Consider the following 14913-nt stretch of genomic DNA (forward strand, 5'->3'; position numbering starts at 1 on the left):
CTCACCCGCATTCGGCTCGCTGTGGCCAGGGGACTGACCAATGACACAGATGCCTCAAGTCTGGATCGGCACAAGCTGGAAAATGAACAAGGCGCTCGCGGAGGCGCACGCCTTCGCCAGCGGCCTGCTTGCCGACCCGGAAGGCGACCCGCGTGTCCAGCGCTTCGTCATCCCGCCCTTTACGGCGGCGCGTGAGGTCAAGGCGATGCTGAAGGATACGTCCGTCAAGGTCGGAGCCCAGAACATGCATTGGGCCGACGAAGGCGCATGGACCGGCGAGATTTCGCCGGTGATGCTGAAGGATTGCAATCTGGACATCGTCGAGCTCGGCCATTCCGAACGCCGCGAGCATTTCGGCGAAACCGACGAGACCGTGGGCCTCAAGACCGAGGCCGCCATACGCCACGGCTTGACTCCTTTGATCTGCATCGGCGAGACGCTGGCCGAGCGCGAGGCCGGCCTCGCCCACGATGTCCTCGACAGGCAGGTGCGCGGCGCGCTGTCCAAACTCAGCGCCCCGCAGAAGCGGGCGCCGATCCTGCTTGCCTACGAGCCGGTCTGGGCAATCGGCGTCAACGGCATTCCGGCGACCTCGGACTACGCCGACGCGCGCCAGGCGGAGATCATCGCTGCCGCACAGGACGTGCTCGGCCGCCGCGTCCCTTGCCTCTATGGCGGTTCGGTCAACCAGGACAATTGCGCCGAACTCATCGCATGCCCGCATATCGACGGGTTGTTCATCGGACGCGCCGCCTGGCAGGTCGAGGGCTACCTCGACATCCTGTCCAGATGCGCCGCCAAACTATGAGGAGACGATCATGAAGCTCGCGGTTGCAGGGGACAGCGCCGGCGAAGGCCTGGCCAGGGTTCTGGCCGATCATTTGAAGGACAGGCACGAAGTGTCGGAAGTGTCGCACACCGAAACCGGCCCCGACCCGTTCTACGCCAATCTGTCCGACCGGGTCGCGAGCGACCTGCTGGCCGGCAAATATGACCGCGCCATTCTGATCTGCGGCACGGGGATCGGCGTCTGCATCTCGGCCAACAAGGTGCCGGGCATCCGCGCGGCGCTCACCCACGACACTTACTCGGCCGAGCGCGCCGCGCTGTCGAACAATGCCCAAATCATCACCATGGGAGCGCGGGTGATCGGGCCTGAACTGGCGAAGTCGATCGCCGATGCCTTCCTCAAGGAGACGTTCGATCCGAAAGGGCGATCGGCCGGCAACGTCGCCGCCATCGATCGGGTCGACGCCAAGTACAACGCTCGCTGACCGCGATACTTCCCGCTTCGCGAGCTTGGCTGGACCAGAAGAAGAACGTTTCCACGCCGCTGCGAAACGCTCTAAAAAGCGCGTCGCGATCCTTCGGATTCGCTCCATGCGCTTTAGCTTTTGATTTCACGCATGTCTTTGTCCCGAAACCGGTTCCCACTTTCGGAAGACATGCTTTAGTCTCATGGCCGAAGACGATGCAGGGAGACGCAAATGAGCCTGACGCAGAAGCTGATCAATGACGGCAATGCGGCGGTCGACGAAATGCTGGTCGGCATCATCGCCGCGCATCCCGAGCATCTCTGGCGTCCGGACAACGCGCCGCGTGCCGTCGTCGCCAAACATGGCCCGCGGACCGGCAAGGTGGCGCTGATAATCGGCGGCGGCTCCGGCCATGAGCCGACCTTCCTCGGCTATGTCGGCAAGGGCCTGGCGGATGCCGCAGCGATCGGCAACGTCTTCGCCTCGCCGCCGCCGCAGCCCGCGGTCGACGCGGCAATGGCCGCGAGCGGCGGTGCCGGCGTCCTGTTCATGTATGGCAACTATGCCGGCGATGTGATGAATTTCGACATGGCCGCCGAGCTTTTGGAGATGGAAGGCATAGAGGCGCGCACGGTGCTGACCACCGACGACATCGCGTCGGCGCCACGCGACCAACGGCAAAAGCGCCGCGGCGTGGCCGGCAACGTGTTCATCTTCAAGGCCGCTGGAGCGGCCGCCGACATGATGATGCCGCTGGACGAGGTGGAGCGGATCGCCCGTCACGCCAACGACCGCACCTTCACCATGGGCGTGGCGCTCTCGTCCTGTTCCCTGCCGCAGACGCGGCGGCCAAGCTTCGACCTCCCCGTTGGCGAGATGGAGATCGGCATGGGCATCCATGGCGAGCCCGGCGTGCGGCGCGGACCATTGCGTTCGGCCAACGATGTCGCCGACGAAATCATGGACGCGATCCTGGCGGAAATGAAGGCGCCGGCCGGCGATCGTGTCGCGGTGCTGGTCAACTCGCTCGGCGCGACGCCGCTAATGGAACTCTACATCCTGAACGCCCGGATCGCGGAACGCCTGAAGGCTGCCGGGCTGGTCGTCCACAAGACGCTTGTCGGCCCCTACTGCACGTCGCTCGACATGGCCGGCGCCTCGATTACCGTCATGCATCTCGATGACGAATTGCAGCGCATGATCGACCATCCCTGCGACTGCGCCATGTTCCGGAGCTGAGCGAGATGGAGTTTACGACCGGGGATTTGAAAACCCTTTTCGGCGCCTTCTCCGCGCGAATGGCGACGGAGCGCGACAGGCTCTGCGCGCTTGACGGTGTGATCGGCGACGCCGATCACGGCATCGCCATGGAGCAAGGCATGAAGGCCGCGGCCGATGCAGCCCAAGCCGCCGAGGGCACGCTGCAGGATGTGTTCAATGCCGCCGCCAAAGGCTTTCTCAACGCGGTCGGCGCCTCCTCCGGACCACTCTATGCGACCGCGCTTCTGCGCGCCGGCAAGGCCGCGGGTCCGCGCGGATCGATGCCGAGCGGCGAGTTGCGGACCGTCATTGCGGCGATGCGCGACGGCATCGTCCAGCGTGGCAAGGCGGAACCCGGCCAGAAGACAATGCTCGATGCCTGGGCTCCCGCCGCGGACGCGGCAATCAATGGCCAGAACGCCGATGCCATAGCCGCCGCTGCCCGCCAGGGCGCGGAGGCGACACGCGATATGATCGCGACCGTCGGCCGCGCCGCGCGTCTCGGCGAACGCTCGCTGGGCCATCCGGACCCAGGCTCGGTTTCGGCCGCAATGCTGGTCGAAGAAATCTGCAATGCGATGAAGACTGCTTAGGCCGTCTGCCGGCCGGGTCCTCAACCAAGGAAGGCGGCGGCGCGTGGCGTTCCCCAGGGTCGTGTCAGTCCGGTTCCGCTCAATTGCGGGTTCGCAGCCGTACCTTTTCGGCGAAGGCCTCCACCTCGCCCTCGCGAGGTTCCTTGCCGGTGTGCGTGAGCAGGTAGGCCGGCGTCAGGAAAAGACGGTCGCTTACCGGCTCGACGATCTCGAGCGAGTAGTAGCCGATCTGCGTGAAGTACAGCACGCGCGCCCGCACGAAGGCTTCCGTGTCCGCGTAACCGTGCCGCGAAAACATCGCCCGGATGGCGTCGACCCGCGCATCGTCCTCCTCGGTCACGATACGATGGACCTTGGCGGACTGGCGCGACCAGGCGCGCACGGCGAAATCCAAGCGCGGATTGAACAGCGATTCATCCAGCCAGCACTCGAAGACATTGAGCACGGCCTGCGTTATCGACGCGGCGGGCCGGCCCGCCTGCTCGACGATGAAACGGGTGTTGTTGTTGCGCCAATAGTCCAGAAGCTGATCCAGCAGATCCTGGCGGCTCTTGAAATACCAGTAGAAGCTCGAGCGGGAGACGTTCAGCTTCTGCCCGAGCGCGAGCACGCGCACCGCCTCAACCCCCTCGGAGATCAGCGTCTCCAGCGCGAGCTTCATCCAGTCCTCGCGCGTCACCTTGGTGTTGCCGATCAGACCGGACCGTCGCACGACGTCTTCAACACTGGAATCGGAGAGCATAGCGAGCCAGACAAAATTTAACCGCGGCTAGATAGACCTGAAACCGAACCGCTACAATGCTGGCGATTGTTCGAGCCATTCCCACAGATAAGGCGCGAGGCCCCGGTCGACGTGGAGACGCGCACGATCGGCGTTACCGAACCGGTAGAAAAGGACATTGACGCCGGCGAAAAGGATCGAGGCCGAGCGACTTGCCGGCCTCGGATCGAGCGCTGTGCCCCGCGCGATCAGATTGTCCAATTTCGGTCCCTCGATCTCGAACACATGGAACCCCGCATCCATGACCGAGACCGCGAACCCGGCCTCATGCCAGCCGGCCGCAATCGGGAATGGCCGTTCGCCGACGGCAAGAATGCGATCACGCGCAATCCGGACCATGTATTTATCGCCGCTGGCAACCGCGCCGGCTCCGACGCCCTCACCCACGAGACTGGATGATTGCGCCCAGGCGGTCAGGTCGCCGCTGACCAGAAGCTGGTTCAGCCCGCCAACCGTCCGCACGGTCACACCATCCTTGTTCGGCGTCGCGATGGCGAAGTCGGGCACCGCCAGCCACTTTTCGGCAAGGTTACGCATGCAGGCGGCTCCCTTCCGGATCGAAGGCGCAGGGCGCGACTATGGTGGCCTGCCGCACAACGCCGAGATGCTGAACGTCGATCGTCTCGCCGTGCCGCGCGGCGCCCCGTTCGATGAGCGCCAGGGCAACCGGGCGCCCCAGGGTCGGGCTATGATAGCTGGAGGTGACGAAACCGACGCTTCGGAGGCGGCCCCCGCTTTTCTCGACGCCATGGGCGCCGGTCGCCAGCGGCGCCTCGCCGTCGCGGACCGTGAGGCCGACAAGCTGATCGCGATCGGACCTGTTCGCCGCCTCGGTGAAAAGCGAGCGCCGACCGACGTACTCACCGGTACGTTTGGTGCGCGGCCCCGCCACGCCCAGGTCGTGCGGCATGATGTTGCCGTCGGTGTCCTTGCCGATGACGATGTACCCCTTCTCCGCGCGCAAGATCATTAGCGATTCGAGGCCGAGCAGAACGGCATCGAACGCGCGGCCCTCCTGTCGCATCCGCTCCCATAGCGCCTCGGCCCGGTCGGCGCGGATGGAGATTTCGTAGCTTCGGTCGCCGGTGAAGGAGACCCGGGCTATGCGCACCTCGTCGCCGGCAAAGCGGCCGGTGGCGACGGCCATGTGCGGCAGGCTGGCATCGTCCAGCGCGGCACCCAGGTCGAGCGCCTCCACGAGCCCGCGCGCATTCGGACCCGAGACGGTCAAAGTGGCGTATTGCGCGGTGGCGTTGTGGATATAGACCGCGTCGCGACCGAAACGATCCTGCCGCCATTCTTCCAGCCGGACATGGACGGCGGCGACATGCGACGACGAGCAGGAGACGATGAAGCGGTGCTCGTCGAGACGTACCAGAACGCCGTCATCGAAGACGACGCCATTTTCCGACAGCATGAAGCCATAGCGGCAATGGCCAGGCTTCAAGGTCGACATGGTGTTGTAGTACATGAAGTCGACCAATTCGGCCGCGCGCGGGCCGATCACATCGATCTTGCCGAGCGTCGAGCCGTCGAAGAGCGCGACGGACTGCCGGGCGCGCCGCGCTTCCTCCTGGATCGCGGCCCCGGCTTCGCCGCTTCCATAGAAGGCTGGCCTCAGCCAGCCGCCATATTCCTGGAACACCCCGTTCGCTGCGCGATGGTTTGCCTCCAGCGGCAAGCGGCGGACCGGGGCGTGCATGCTTCCCCGGCGCGTTCCCGCCAGGCTTGCAAACGGCACAGGCGTGAATGGCGGCCGGTAAGTGGTGGTGCCGACCTCGGGGATGGCGCGGCCGGTAATTTCGGCCAGCAGCGCCAGGCCGTTCAGGTTCGACGTCTTACCCTGGTCCGTCGCCATGCCGAGCGTGGTGTAGCGCTTCAGGTGCTCGACGGAGACGAAATTCTCCCGCGCCGCAAGCTCGACGTCCTTGGCGGTGACATCGCTTTGGTAGTCGATCCAGACGCGGCCTTTGGCCTTGGGCTTCGGCCACAGGCTGACAACGCCCAGCGTTGCTTCCGCTCCTGTGTTGCGGGGCGCTGGCGAAGAAGAGGAACCGAACGCATCGAGGGCCGACACGCCGCTGGCCAAGGTCTCGGAAAGCGAGACCGTGCCGGCCATGGCGCCGGCCACGCCGATCCCGTCCACAGCCTCCCCCGGAGCGAAAGCCGCCAGTTGATCGCTCCAGGCGAGCTCGCCCTTCGCCTGCGAGAACAGGTGCACCGTGGGTGTCCAGCCGCCGGAGACGAGCACGCAGTCAGCCGCGAGCGCCGTGCCGTCATCGAGCAGGACACCCTGGACGGCATTGCGCCCGCGTGCCGCCGCAATCGTGCGCCCCGCCAGGACGCGAATACCTGTCTTCGCTTGCGCGCCGCCGTCGCGCCGGCAATCGACCACCGTCACCAAAGCGCCGGCCGCGGCGAGCGCCGAAGCCGGCTCATAGGCGCTGTCGTTGTTGGTGGCGACCACGATCTGCCGGCCGACAAGCACGCCGTGCCGGCGCAGATAGGCAAATGCGGCATCGGCGGAAAGTATGCCTGGAAGGTCATTGTTGGCGAACGGAACCGGCCGCTCGATCGCCCCCGTCGCCAGCACGATGCGGCGCGGCCGCACGCGCCACAGCGTGTCCGGCCGGCCGTCGCGATGCCGCTGATTGAGCGCGACCAGATTGTGATCGTATAGGCCGAATGCGGTCGTATCGCTCAGCACGAGCTGGCCGCCGCTCTTCAGCTTGGCGACCGTTGCCTCGACCCACGCCGTCCCCTCGACACCGTCGACTTCGCCCGCGCGGTGGCGCAGCGATCCGCCGGGATGCGTCCTGTCATCGACCAGGACCACCGAGTGCCCGGCCGCCGCAGCGCCGGCAGCCGCGGCGAGGCCTGCCGGTCCGGCGCCGACCACCAGAACGTCGCAATGGTGGTTGATCTGGTCCGCGACCTGGCGCGGCTTCCAATCGCGGTCGACGACACCAAGTCCGGCCATGGCGCGGATGCGCGGCTCGAACAGATGCCAGTCCGGCCACATGAAGGTCTTGTAGTAGAAGGCGGCGGGCAGGAAGCGGGCAACGCGGTCGAGCACCGCGTTGCGGTCCGCCAGCGCCGTCGGCGACGCGTTGACGCTCTTGACGACGATTCCATCGCTCGCCGGCTCGGTCGTTGCCCGCGCATTCGGCACGCGGCCGTCGTCGCTCTCGACATCGACCAGTGCGTTGGGCTCCTCGACGCCGGAACCCCAGATGCCGCGCGGCCGATGATATTTGAAGCTGCGGCCGACGATCGCCTGGCCGCTCGCCAGCAACGCGGAGGCGATCGTGTCGCCGGCGAAGCCCTCGACGCTTCGGCCGTCGAAGGTGAAGGTCAGCGGACGGGCGCGATCGATGTCGCTGCCGCCATTGGGGAGACGCGACGCGCTCATGCGCCGTGCTCCGTTTCGCCGAGCACAGAGGAACCCGAGACCTTGTGGTTGACGCTGTCGCGGCTCATCGCAAAGAACTCGCCGCAGGTCAGGTGCATCCAGATCTCGCGGCTCGGCCCCTTCGGATTGTCGCGCATATGGAGATAGCCGGCCCAGCGCTCGGCCGTCACATCGCCGTCGGGTCTAAGGTTGCCGGCCTCGCCGCCATAGTGAAACTCGCTTTCTTCGCGCGGCCCGCAGAACGGACAGGGAAAGAGCTGCATCTTTTCTACACCTTCAATGGGCAATGCCGGAGCCGGCAGCCTCGTCGATCAGCCGGCCGCGGGCGAAGCGGTCAAGATCGAAAGGCCGGCTGATGTCGTGGTGCCTTCCGGTGGCAAGCAGATGGGCAAGCAGCGTGCCGCCGGCGGGAATCGCCTTGAAGCCGCCAGTGCCCCAGCCGCAATTGAGGAAGAGGCCGGGCAACGGTGATTCGCCGATGATGGGCGAGGAATCCGGAACCACGTCGACGATGCCAGCCCATTGGCGCATCATCTTCAGTTGGCCGAAGATCGGGTACATGTCGAGCATGCCGGCGATCACACCTTCCAGCACCGGCAGGTTGCCGCGCTGGCCATAGGACGGGATGCGGTCGAGCGCGCCGCCGATGACGAGTTCGCCCTTGTCCGACTGGCTGACATAGACGCCCGTGTCCGGTGAGATCACCACCGTGTCGAGGATCGGCTTGACCGGCTCGGATACGCAGGCCTGCAGCGCATAGGAATTGACGGGCAGGCGAAATCTCGCTTTCGCCGCCAGCACCGACGAATGGCCGGCCACGGCCATGCCCGTGCGCTCGGCCCGGATCGCGCCGCGCGTGGTGACGACGCCGCGACAACGTCCATCCTCGACGATGAAATCGGCAATCTCGCAGTTCTGAATGATGTCGACGCCGAGACGGCTTGCCGCGCGCGCGTAACCCCAGGCGACGGCGTCGTGGCGGGCAGTGCCGCCGCTCGGCTGCCATGTGCCGCCATAGACCGGATAGCGGGCGTCCGGGCCGAAATTATAGATCGGCACGACGCGGCGCACGTCCTCGACCGAGAACAATTCGCAATCGATGCCATTGACCTGGATGGCGTTGACGGATCGCGTCGCGGTTTCCATTGCCGCTTCGCTGTGCGCGAGGGTGAGGATGCCGCGCGCGGAAAACATCACATTGTAGTTCAGGTCCTTCGACAGGGTCTTGTAGAGGCTGTGGGCCAGCCCGTAGATCGCCGCGCTTTCGGGATAGAAATAATTCGAGCGCACCACGGTGGTGTTGCGGCCGGTGTTGCCGCCGCCGATCCAGCCCTTCTCGAGCAACGCCACGTTGGTGACGCCGTGGTTCTTGGCGAGATAGTACGCCGTAGCGAGGCCGTGGCCGCCGCCGCCGATGATGATGGCGTCGTAACGCAGCTTCGGCTCGGGCGAGCGCCAGGCCTTTTCCCAGCCGGTCTGGCCGGCGACGCCTTCCTTGAAAAGTGAAAGCGCTGAATAGTGTCTTGTCATGAACTCAAGCCCGCATCGTCACGTGACCGATGTTGCATCGGTGCGAAGGGGCATTGAGACGCCGCGTCAGCGGCGTATTGCCAAACCGACGCTATCAACTCGCCCCGCCCTCGAAAATCCATGATCCATTCCGTCCCGCCGCGGATCGACGAAGGCCGTCAACCTTCGCGCGGCGCGAACTTATCTTGAATGGACACCTGTGTCCATTAGGCAATCGAGCCCGCGCGTCGCACGAGCACGGCACCGGCGATCTGGACCCGAGTGAAATGCGTTTGCGCGCGTCGGGCCGATGGCGGATTTCATTTGCTTGGTGATCCCCCATCGATAGGGCAAACTGCCTGCCGGGCTGTCAGGAGGAGAAATGAGAGCACGCGCAGCGACGGTCGGAGACCTCGAGGATGTTTTCCGCGGCCTGTCCAAGCGAATGTCGGACGAGTACCTGGCGGCCGGCAAGGACAGCAAGGCCGCTTACGACAATCTGATGATGAACCTGAAGGAAGGCCGGGCGCATGCGCTGGTCGAAGGCGACAAGGCCGTCGCCATCATCGCCTGGCATGAGCATGGCGACGCGGCCGACACGCTGTTTGCCGCACAGGAGGATTTCTTCAGAGCCGCAACCGTTCGCTTCTGCAGGCGTCACATCCGCCATATCCAGGCGCTTGCCGGCAACCTGCCCGTACACTCGCGCAGCTGGCTCAATGAACCGGACGTCGCGAAATGGTTCCGGGTCATCGGCTATATCGAGCGAGGACGGGAGAACGGCGCGACCCTGTTCGAGCTGCCGCCCTCTTCCAGCGGCTGAGACGTTCCGGTTATCTCTCGCGCCAGCTTGCACCACGCAGCAATTGGCGGGATGGTGTGGGAAGGCAGCCGGGGCGCTGGCACGCCGAAGATGCATGGCTGCTGGAAATCGAGATGTTGCGCGCTTGCCTGGCCCTTGTCGCCCTTGTTGCCCTGGTGGGACCGACAGAAGCAGGCGAGCGGCCGGCTCATCTCTTCGACCACTCCGATCTGGCGGCCGCCTATTTGGATGAGTCCGATCTTGTGACCGCCTATACGACCGGGATGGCCCGCTACCGTCTTCAGCTCATGGCGCGCACTGGCACGGCCAACCTCGCCGCCCCTCTCGAACCCCTGACTTTGCGACCGGAGTTTCGCCAGCGGACATGGCGCTCTGCCGATGGCAGCCTGCTGCAGGGCTTCTCCGGCAAAGGCGGCTTCCGGCTGACCGTCGGCAACTGCCTTGCCCGCATCTGCGCGGCCAGCGAGTGCAGCGAGGCCGGCTGGCCGGTCTATGCCTGCAGCGACGGCCGCAAGCGCAAGATGTCGGTCAAGAGCTTCGTGACCGCAACCTTCGACGGCGTCCCTTACCGGCGGTTGAGCGCTCCGCCGGAACCATGACCCGCAACGCGCCGGCTGCCGCTCCTCCAAAGGCCGGCTCTACTCCACCCGGCTGCCTGCGCCGTCCGATTGACTGTCAGCGGCGGCGCAACAGCCACATCAGCACCGGACCGCCGATGAGCGTGGCAACGAGGCCGGCCGGAATCTGGCGCGGGAAGATGGCTATGCGGCCGATCCAGTCGGCCAGGACCATGATCAGCGCGCCGGCAAGCACGGCGCCGACGGCCTGCGGCAAGGCGCGCGCAAGGCCGAGGCGCCGGGCGAGATGCGGCGCCATCAGGCCGATGAAGGTCAGCGGACCGACGATCAGGGTGGCGGCGGCGGTCAATACGGCAACCGTCAGCAGCACCAGGAGCCGGGTGCCGGCCACATCGACGCCAAGCGCGCGCAGCGCCGGCGTGCCCAGGGGCAGCATGTCGAGCCAGCGGACGAACAAGGGCGCCGTCGGCAAAAGGCAAAGCGCGACCGACGCGGTCATAACCGCCGAGCCTTGATCGACACCATAGGTCGAGCCGGTCAGCCAGTTGATGAGCAGCATGGCGCGCGGGTCGCCGGTGGCGGTGAGCACCAAAATCAGCGCGTCGAAGAGGGCCGTCAGCGCGACGCCGGCAAGCAGCAGCCGCTCCGGCGCGTAGGCGGCACGGCGGCCGATGGCGAGCACGGCAAGCAAGGTGGCGAAGGCGCCGATGGCGGCAGCCGCGGTCTGCACGGGACGACCCGGATCGGAGACGGAAAACATCGCCACCACCATGCCGAGCGCGGCACCGGCGCTGATACCGAGAACCTCCGGGCTCGCCATCGGATTGCCGGTCAGACGCTGCATCATCAACCCGGCGAGCGCCAGCATGGCGCCGGCGGAAAGTGCGGCAAGCACGCGCGGCCATCGCCATGACAGCAAAGGCCGCATTTGATCGCCGAAGGCAAAGCTCCACCCGTCCGGCCCGGGTCCGCAAAACACGGCAAGCACCAGAACCACAAGCAAGGCAAGGCCGATCGCCCCCAGCAGGATGCCAGGGCGCCGTATCCTGGGCAGATGCTCCGCGGCGAGCACCGGAAGTTCGGCGCCGAGGCTGAGGCGGGGCAGTAGCCACAGCAGCAGCGGCGCGCCGAGCAGCGCGGTGATGGCACCGGTCGGTAGCAGGTCGCCCTGCGGCCCGGTCGCCAACTGCATCGCCTGGTCGGCGGCCCACAGCAACGCGGCACCGAGCAGCGGCGCCACGACCAGCCGCTGGCCGAGCCGGCGCGCTCCGCCGATACGGGCGAGTGCCGGGGCCGCAAGGCCGACGAAGCCGATGACGCCGACAGCCGCGACGACGAAAGCAATGAGCGCCACAGCCATGCCGAGCCCGGCGAAGCGGTAGATGCCAAGCGGCACGCCAAGGTTGCGGGCGCCGTCGTCCTCGAGGCCGAGCAAAGTCAGCGGCCGCGTCATCAGGCCGATCGCCAGCATGGCGGCGCTGAGACGCGGCAGCAGCCACAGCGTCGTCACCCAGTCCTGCTGGCCGAGCGAGCCGGCGCCCCAGATGAACAGACCGGCCAGCCATTCATGATTGAGAACGACAAGCGCTGCGCCGATCGCTCCGGCATAAAGGCCGACGACGAGACCGGCGAGCACGACGGAAAGCGGCGACAGGCCCTTGTGCCAGGACAGCGCAAGCACGGCCGCCAACGCCGCGAAGGCGCCGGCAAGCGCCACCCATTCGCGCCCGAAGGCAAGCAGCGAGGGCGCGACGAGCGTGGCAAGCGCCAGCGCCAGATAGGCGCCGGCGGAAATGCCGACCGTATCGGGCGAGGCCAGCGGGTTGCGCAGCACCTGCTGCAGCACCGTGCCGGCCAAGCCCAATGCCGCGCCGCAGAGCAGGCTGACGACAAGCCTGGGCAGGAAGGCATAGTGGACCAGCACCTGCCGCATGTCGCCGATGTCGGGCATGAACGCCGCGTCGAACCAGAACGCCGATGGCAGTTGGACGGACAGATTGCGAAGCGTTGCCACCGCAGCCAGTGCGGCGAGCGTGGCGCACAGCAGAATAGCGACAAGCGGCCAATCGCGCCTGGCCGCAATCCGGCGTTTGGCGCCGGCCGGGATCTTGCGGCTCTGCGCCACGCTGCCGAGGCCTTCAGCCATGGGCGGTCATCGCTGCGGCAAGCACGCGCGCGAAGCGGGCAGCGGCGGGAAGCGTGCCAAACATCAGCACGGGAGGCAGGCGCATGATCGAGCGGTTGCGCACGAAGGGCATGGCGTTCCAGACCGGGCTTTCGGTCAGCGTGCCGCCGGCTCCGGCGGGCAGGGGTTCGAGATAGGCAAGACGCGCGTCATCCACCGTCGCCAGGCCGTCGATGCCGACGGTCGAAAACCCCCAGCAATTGGTCTCGGCGGTCCAGGCGTTGCGGATGCCGATGCGATCGAACACATCCTGGAACAGGCTCATGCGGCCATAGACGCGCACATTGCGCGGATCCATGAAGGAGACGATGTAGAGGGGCCTGGCCGCAAATGGCGCCAGCTCCTGTCTGACCTTTGCCAAGCTTGCCTCGGTCGCTTCGATCAGCGCCTCGCCTTCGGCCCGCCTACCGACCAGTCCGGCGAGCTTTCGCGTGGCTTCGACCGCATTGCGGTAGGGTTGGCCGTTCTCCGTATAGATGCCGATCGTCGTCACCGGTGCGACACGCTCGAGCAGCGGCTTGATGCCATCCAGATAGGGGGTGCCGAGGATGAGATCCGGCTTGAGCTGCTGAAGAAATTCGAGGTTGGGCTCGAGCAGGGTGCCGATATCGGCGACTTCGGGCGGCAGCGCCGGCTTGACCACCCACTCCTCCCAGACCTTGCGGTCGGCGATGGCGACCGGTCTGACGCCCAGCATCAGCAAGGTCTCTGCCAGCCCGCCATCGAGACAGACGATGCGCGGCGGCCTTGCCGTCGCAGCAACCGGGCGAGTGGCCGCGAAGGGCAAGGCAAAAAGTCCAAGCGCGGCGCGCCGGGTCATGCGGGAGGGCAGACGCCGAGACCTGCCGGTTTTTGTCTCGAGTGCCGGCGAACAGGATGCCACGGCGCGGGCGAGGCGATGATTGTCCGTCACATCCCTGTCCCTTCTCCCACATCCCGGTTTTCGAAATCCATCGCGATGGCCGGTTGACTATGAAACATGAGTTGAATAGTCAACAAATGAGTCATGGTTTTTCGACTGGGATCGATTCGAACCTGACAGGTTGCGCATACGTGGCGCTGCATGGCATCAGTCGGCCGATGACACACAAGCCCGTACGACAGCTTCCCGATCTCCCGCGACGACCGATCGCCGGGAAAGTCAGCCTCAACCGGGCACTGTCGAAGCTTGGATTCTGCTCACGTAAGCAGGCCGAACTGATGATCGCCGAGGGGCGCGTGCGCGTTGCCGGCAAGGTGGCGCGCGACCCGTTGCTGCGTGTCGACCCCGACCGCGATCGCATCACAGTTGATGGCGCGCCGGTCGCCGCGGAACGAAAAATCTATCTGATGCTCAACAAGCCGCGCGGGCTGGTCACCACGCGCGACGATCCTGAAGGGCGAGGCACCGTCTATGGCTGCCTCGCCGATTTAGAGCTGCCTTTCGTGTCGCCGGTCGGCCGCCTCGACAAAGCGAGCGAAGGCCTGCTTTTGATGACCAACGACACGCGCTGGGCGAACGGCTTGCTCGACCCGGCCTCGCATGTCGCCAAGACCTATCACGTGCAGATCGCTTCCGCCCTAGACGAGGGGATGCTGGAGCGATTTCGCGAAGGCGCCAGCGTCGATGGCGAGGTACTTACGGCGAGCTCGATCGAGCTCCTGCGCAGCGGCGGCAGAACGGCGTGGCTGGAGATCGTGCTCGACGAAGGCCGCAACCGCCAGATCCGCCGCCTGCTCGGCGCTTTCGACATCGAGGTGCTGAGATTAGTCCGCGTCGCGATCGGGCGCTTGCAACTCGGCGATCTGGCCAAGGGCAGCGCGCGGCACCTGACTGCCGAAGAACTGGCGATGCTTGCCGAGTGAAACCGCAGCTACCGCTGGTTCCACCGGCGAATGACCGGCTCGGTCAGGTCGTGCTCGTAGCCGAGGATGCTCAGGCTGCCGGTATCGAGGACGAAATGCTCGCCGCCCTCTGAAGGAAGGTTGACCCAGCGCGCGGCAAGCACGCGCAGGAAATGCGCGCTGGAAAAGATGAGCACGTTGCCGGCGACGGCACGAAGGCCGGCGATGATGGCATCGGCCCTGGCGCCGACATCGGCTGCCGCCTCGCCGCCCGGACAGCCGTCGCGAAACACATTCCAGCCGGGGCGTCCGGCAAGGATCTCCTTCGTCGTCACGCCTTCATAGGCGCCATAGTCCCACTCCTGCAGGTCGGACTTCTTGACCGCATTCGCACCAAAGCCGGCGAGCCGGCAGGTGTCGAAGGCGCGCTGCGACGGGCTCGACCATACCGCCTCGAAAGTCAGGCCCTTGAGACGGTCCGCGACACCCCGTGCAGCCTCCTCGCCTTTCGCGGTCAGCGGAATGTCGGTGCGGCCGGTATGCTTGCCCGACGCGCTCCATTGCGTCTCGCCATGACGGACCAGGTAGATCTCGGGAAACGCACCGCTCATCCGCCGGCCCCACAGGTTGAATGCGCCGGCAGAATGCCGGCCCGCGCCACCCTAGGCGGCGGACGGCAAAAAGAACAGGCC

At 66.1% G+C, this 14913-nt stretch carries 15 protein-coding genes; 7 read left to right on the forward strand and 8 right to left on the reverse strand.

What is annotated here, in order from left to right; genetic code table 11:
- Positions 1-49: 49 nt before the first annotated feature.
- The 4 genes from AU465_RS28640 (at position 50) to dhaL (ending at position 3109) form a co-directional block, all read left to right on the forward strand.
- Positions 50-808, forward strand: coding sequence for a triose-phosphate isomerase (locus tag AU465_RS28640; RefSeq protein WP_192255667.1), 759 nt, complete (start codon positions 50-52; stop codon positions 806-808).
- A gap of 10 nt (positions 809-818) precedes the next feature.
- A complete protein-coding gene (gene derI / locus AU465_RS28645; RefSeq protein WP_192255617.1) occupies positions 819-1274 on the forward strand; it encodes a D-erythrulose-4-phosphate isomerase in 456 nt (151 codons plus the stop codon).
- 213 nt (positions 1275-1487) lie between these two features.
- On the forward strand, positions 1488-2495 hold the full coding sequence (locus AU465_RS28650; protein WP_192255619.1) for a dihydroxyacetone kinase subunit DhaK: 1008 nt from the start codon (positions 1488-1490) through the stop codon (positions 2493-2495).
- Between the two features lie 5 nt (positions 2496-2500).
- On the forward strand, positions 2501-3109 hold the full coding sequence (gene dhaL / locus AU465_RS28655) for a dihydroxyacetone kinase subunit DhaL (RefSeq protein WP_192255621.1): 609 nt from the start codon (positions 2501-2503) through the stop codon (positions 3107-3109).
- Between the two features lie 79 nt (positions 3110-3188).
- On the opposite strand, the gene AU465_RS28660 is transcribed toward dhaL, so the two are convergent.
- Genes AU465_RS28660 through AU465_RS28680 form a run of 5 tightly spaced genes read right to left on the reverse strand, consistent with a single transcriptional unit; the run spans position 3189 to position 8832 of the window.
- Positions 3189-3851, reverse strand: coding sequence for a TetR/AcrR family transcriptional regulator (locus AU465_RS28660; protein ID WP_192255622.1), 663 nt, complete (start codon positions 3849-3851; stop codon positions 3189-3191).
- Between the two features lie 51 nt (positions 3852-3902).
- Entirely contained in the window at positions 3903-4427 is a 525-nt protein-coding gene (locus AU465_RS28665) for an aminomethyltransferase family protein (protein ID WP_192255624.1), read from the reverse strand.
- On the reverse strand, positions 4420-7302 hold the full coding sequence (locus AU465_RS28670; RefSeq protein ID WP_192255626.1) for a sarcosine oxidase subunit alpha family protein: 2883 nt from the start codon (positions 7300-7302) through the stop codon (positions 4420-4422). Before AU465_RS28670 ends, AU465_RS28665 begins: the two co-directional genes overlap by 8 nt.
- Positions 7299-7565, reverse strand: a complete 267-nt coding sequence (locus AU465_RS28675) for a sarcosine oxidase subunit delta (RefSeq protein ID WP_192255628.1) — start codon at positions 7563-7565, stop codon at positions 7299-7301. Before AU465_RS28675 ends, AU465_RS28670 begins: the two co-directional genes overlap by 4 nt.
- Before the next feature lie 13 nt (positions 7566-7578).
- On the reverse strand, positions 7579-8832 hold the full coding sequence (locus AU465_RS28680; RefSeq protein ID WP_192255630.1) for a sarcosine oxidase subunit beta family protein: 1254 nt from the start codon (positions 8830-8832) through the stop codon (positions 7579-7581).
- 361 nt (positions 8833-9193) lie between these two features.
- Between AU465_RS28680 and AU465_RS28685 the strand changes: the two genes are divergently transcribed.
- Together AU465_RS28685 and AU465_RS28690 are read left to right on the forward strand one after the other, a co-directional pair.
- On the forward strand, positions 9194-9634 hold the full coding sequence (locus AU465_RS28685) for a hypothetical protein (protein WP_192255632.1): 441 nt from the start codon (positions 9194-9196) through the stop codon (positions 9632-9634).
- 113 nt (positions 9635-9747) lie between these two features.
- Positions 9748-10233 (forward strand): hypothetical protein, encoded by a 486-nt coding sequence (locus tag AU465_RS28690; RefSeq protein ID WP_246506508.1) that lies wholly within the window; start codon positions 9748-9750, stop codon positions 10231-10233.
- Between the two features lie 76 nt (positions 10234-10309).
- On the opposite strand, the gene fhuB is transcribed toward AU465_RS28690, so the two are convergent.
- A complete protein-coding gene (gene fhuB, locus AU465_RS28695; protein WP_192255634.1) occupies positions 10310-12358 on the reverse strand; it encodes a Fe(3+)-hydroxamate ABC transporter permease FhuB in 2049 nt (682 codons plus the stop codon).
- Positions 12351-13217 carry an ABC transporter substrate-binding protein gene (locus AU465_RS28700; RefSeq protein ID WP_192255636.1) on the reverse strand — a complete coding sequence of 289 codons (867 nt, stop codon included), beginning with the start codon at positions 13215-13217 and terminating at the stop codon, positions 12351-12353. Before AU465_RS28700 ends, fhuB begins: the two co-directional genes overlap by 8 nt.
- 260 nt (positions 13218-13477) lie before the next feature.
- Between AU465_RS28700 and AU465_RS28705 the strand changes: the two genes are divergently transcribed.
- A complete protein-coding gene (locus tag AU465_RS28705; RefSeq protein ID WP_192255671.1) occupies positions 13478-14242 on the forward strand; it encodes a pseudouridine synthase in 765 nt (254 codons plus the stop codon).
- Positions 14243-14250: 8 nt separating this feature from the next.
- On the opposite strand, the gene AU465_RS28710 is transcribed toward AU465_RS28705, so the two are convergent.
- Entirely contained in the window at positions 14251-14832 is a 582-nt protein-coding gene (locus AU465_RS28710; protein ID WP_192255638.1) for a histidine phosphatase family protein, read from the reverse strand.
- Positions 14833-14913 lie beyond the last annotated feature (81 nt).

This window comes from Mesorhizobium silamurunense, from assembly GCF_014843905.1.
Classification (GTDB): domain Bacteria; phylum Pseudomonadota; class Alphaproteobacteria; order Rhizobiales; family Rhizobiaceae; genus Mesorhizobium; species Mesorhizobium silamurunense.

Coding starts and splice junctions, on each gene's coding strand:
- AU465_RS28665 (WP_192255624.1), bottom strand. CDS start 4,427: ATGCGTAACCTTGCCGAAAAGTGGCTGGCGGTGCCCGACTTCGCCATC.
- AU465_RS28700 (WP_192255636.1), bottom strand. CDS start 13,217: ATGACCCGGCGCGCCGCGCTTGGACTTTTTGCCTTGCCCTTCGCGGCC.
- AU465_RS28710 (WP_192255638.1), bottom strand. CDS start 14,832: ATGAGCGGTGCGTTTCCCGAGATCTACCTGGTCCGTCATGGCGAGACG.
- AU465_RS28685 (WP_192255632.1), top strand. CDS start 9,194: ATGAGAGCACGCGCAGCGACGGTCGGAGACCTCGAGGATGTTTTCCGC.
- AU465_RS28680 (WP_192255630.1), bottom strand. CDS start 8,832: ATGACAAGACACTATTCAGCGCTTTCACTTTTCAAGGAAGGCGTCGCC.
- AU465_RS28660 (WP_192255622.1), bottom strand. CDS start 3,851: ATGCTCTCCGATTCCAGTGTTGAAGACGTCGTGCGACGGTCCGGTCTG.
- AU465_RS28640 (WP_192255667.1), top strand. CDS start 50: ATGCCTCAAGTCTGGATCGGCACAAGCTGGAAAATGAACAAGGCGCTC.
- AU465_RS28650 (WP_192255619.1), top strand. CDS start 1,488: ATGAGCCTGACGCAGAAGCTGATCAATGACGGCAATGCGGCGGTCGAC.
- fhuB (WP_192255634.1), bottom strand. CDS start 12,358: ATGGCTGAAGGCCTCGGCAGCGTGGCGCAGAGCCGCAAGATCCCGGCC.
- AU465_RS28690 (WP_246506508.1), top strand. CDS start 9,748: ATGTTGCGCGCTTGCCTGGCCCTTGTCGCCCTTGTTGCCCTGGTGGGA.
- derI (WP_192255617.1), top strand. CDS start 819: ATGAAGCTCGCGGTTGCAGGGGACAGCGCCGGCGAAGGCCTGGCCAGG.
- AU465_RS28675 (WP_192255628.1), bottom strand. CDS start 7,565: ATGCAGCTCTTTCCCTGTCCGTTCTGCGGGCCGCGCGAAGAAAGCGAG.
- AU465_RS28705 (WP_192255671.1), top strand. CDS start 13,478: ATGACACACAAGCCCGTACGACAGCTTCCCGATCTCCCGCGACGACCG.
- dhaL (WP_192255621.1), top strand. CDS start 2,501: ATGGAGTTTACGACCGGGGATTTGAAAACCCTTTTCGGCGCCTTCTCC.
- AU465_RS28670 (WP_192255626.1), bottom strand. CDS start 7,302: ATGAGCGCGTCGCGTCTCCCCAATGGCGGCAGCGACATCGATCGCGCC.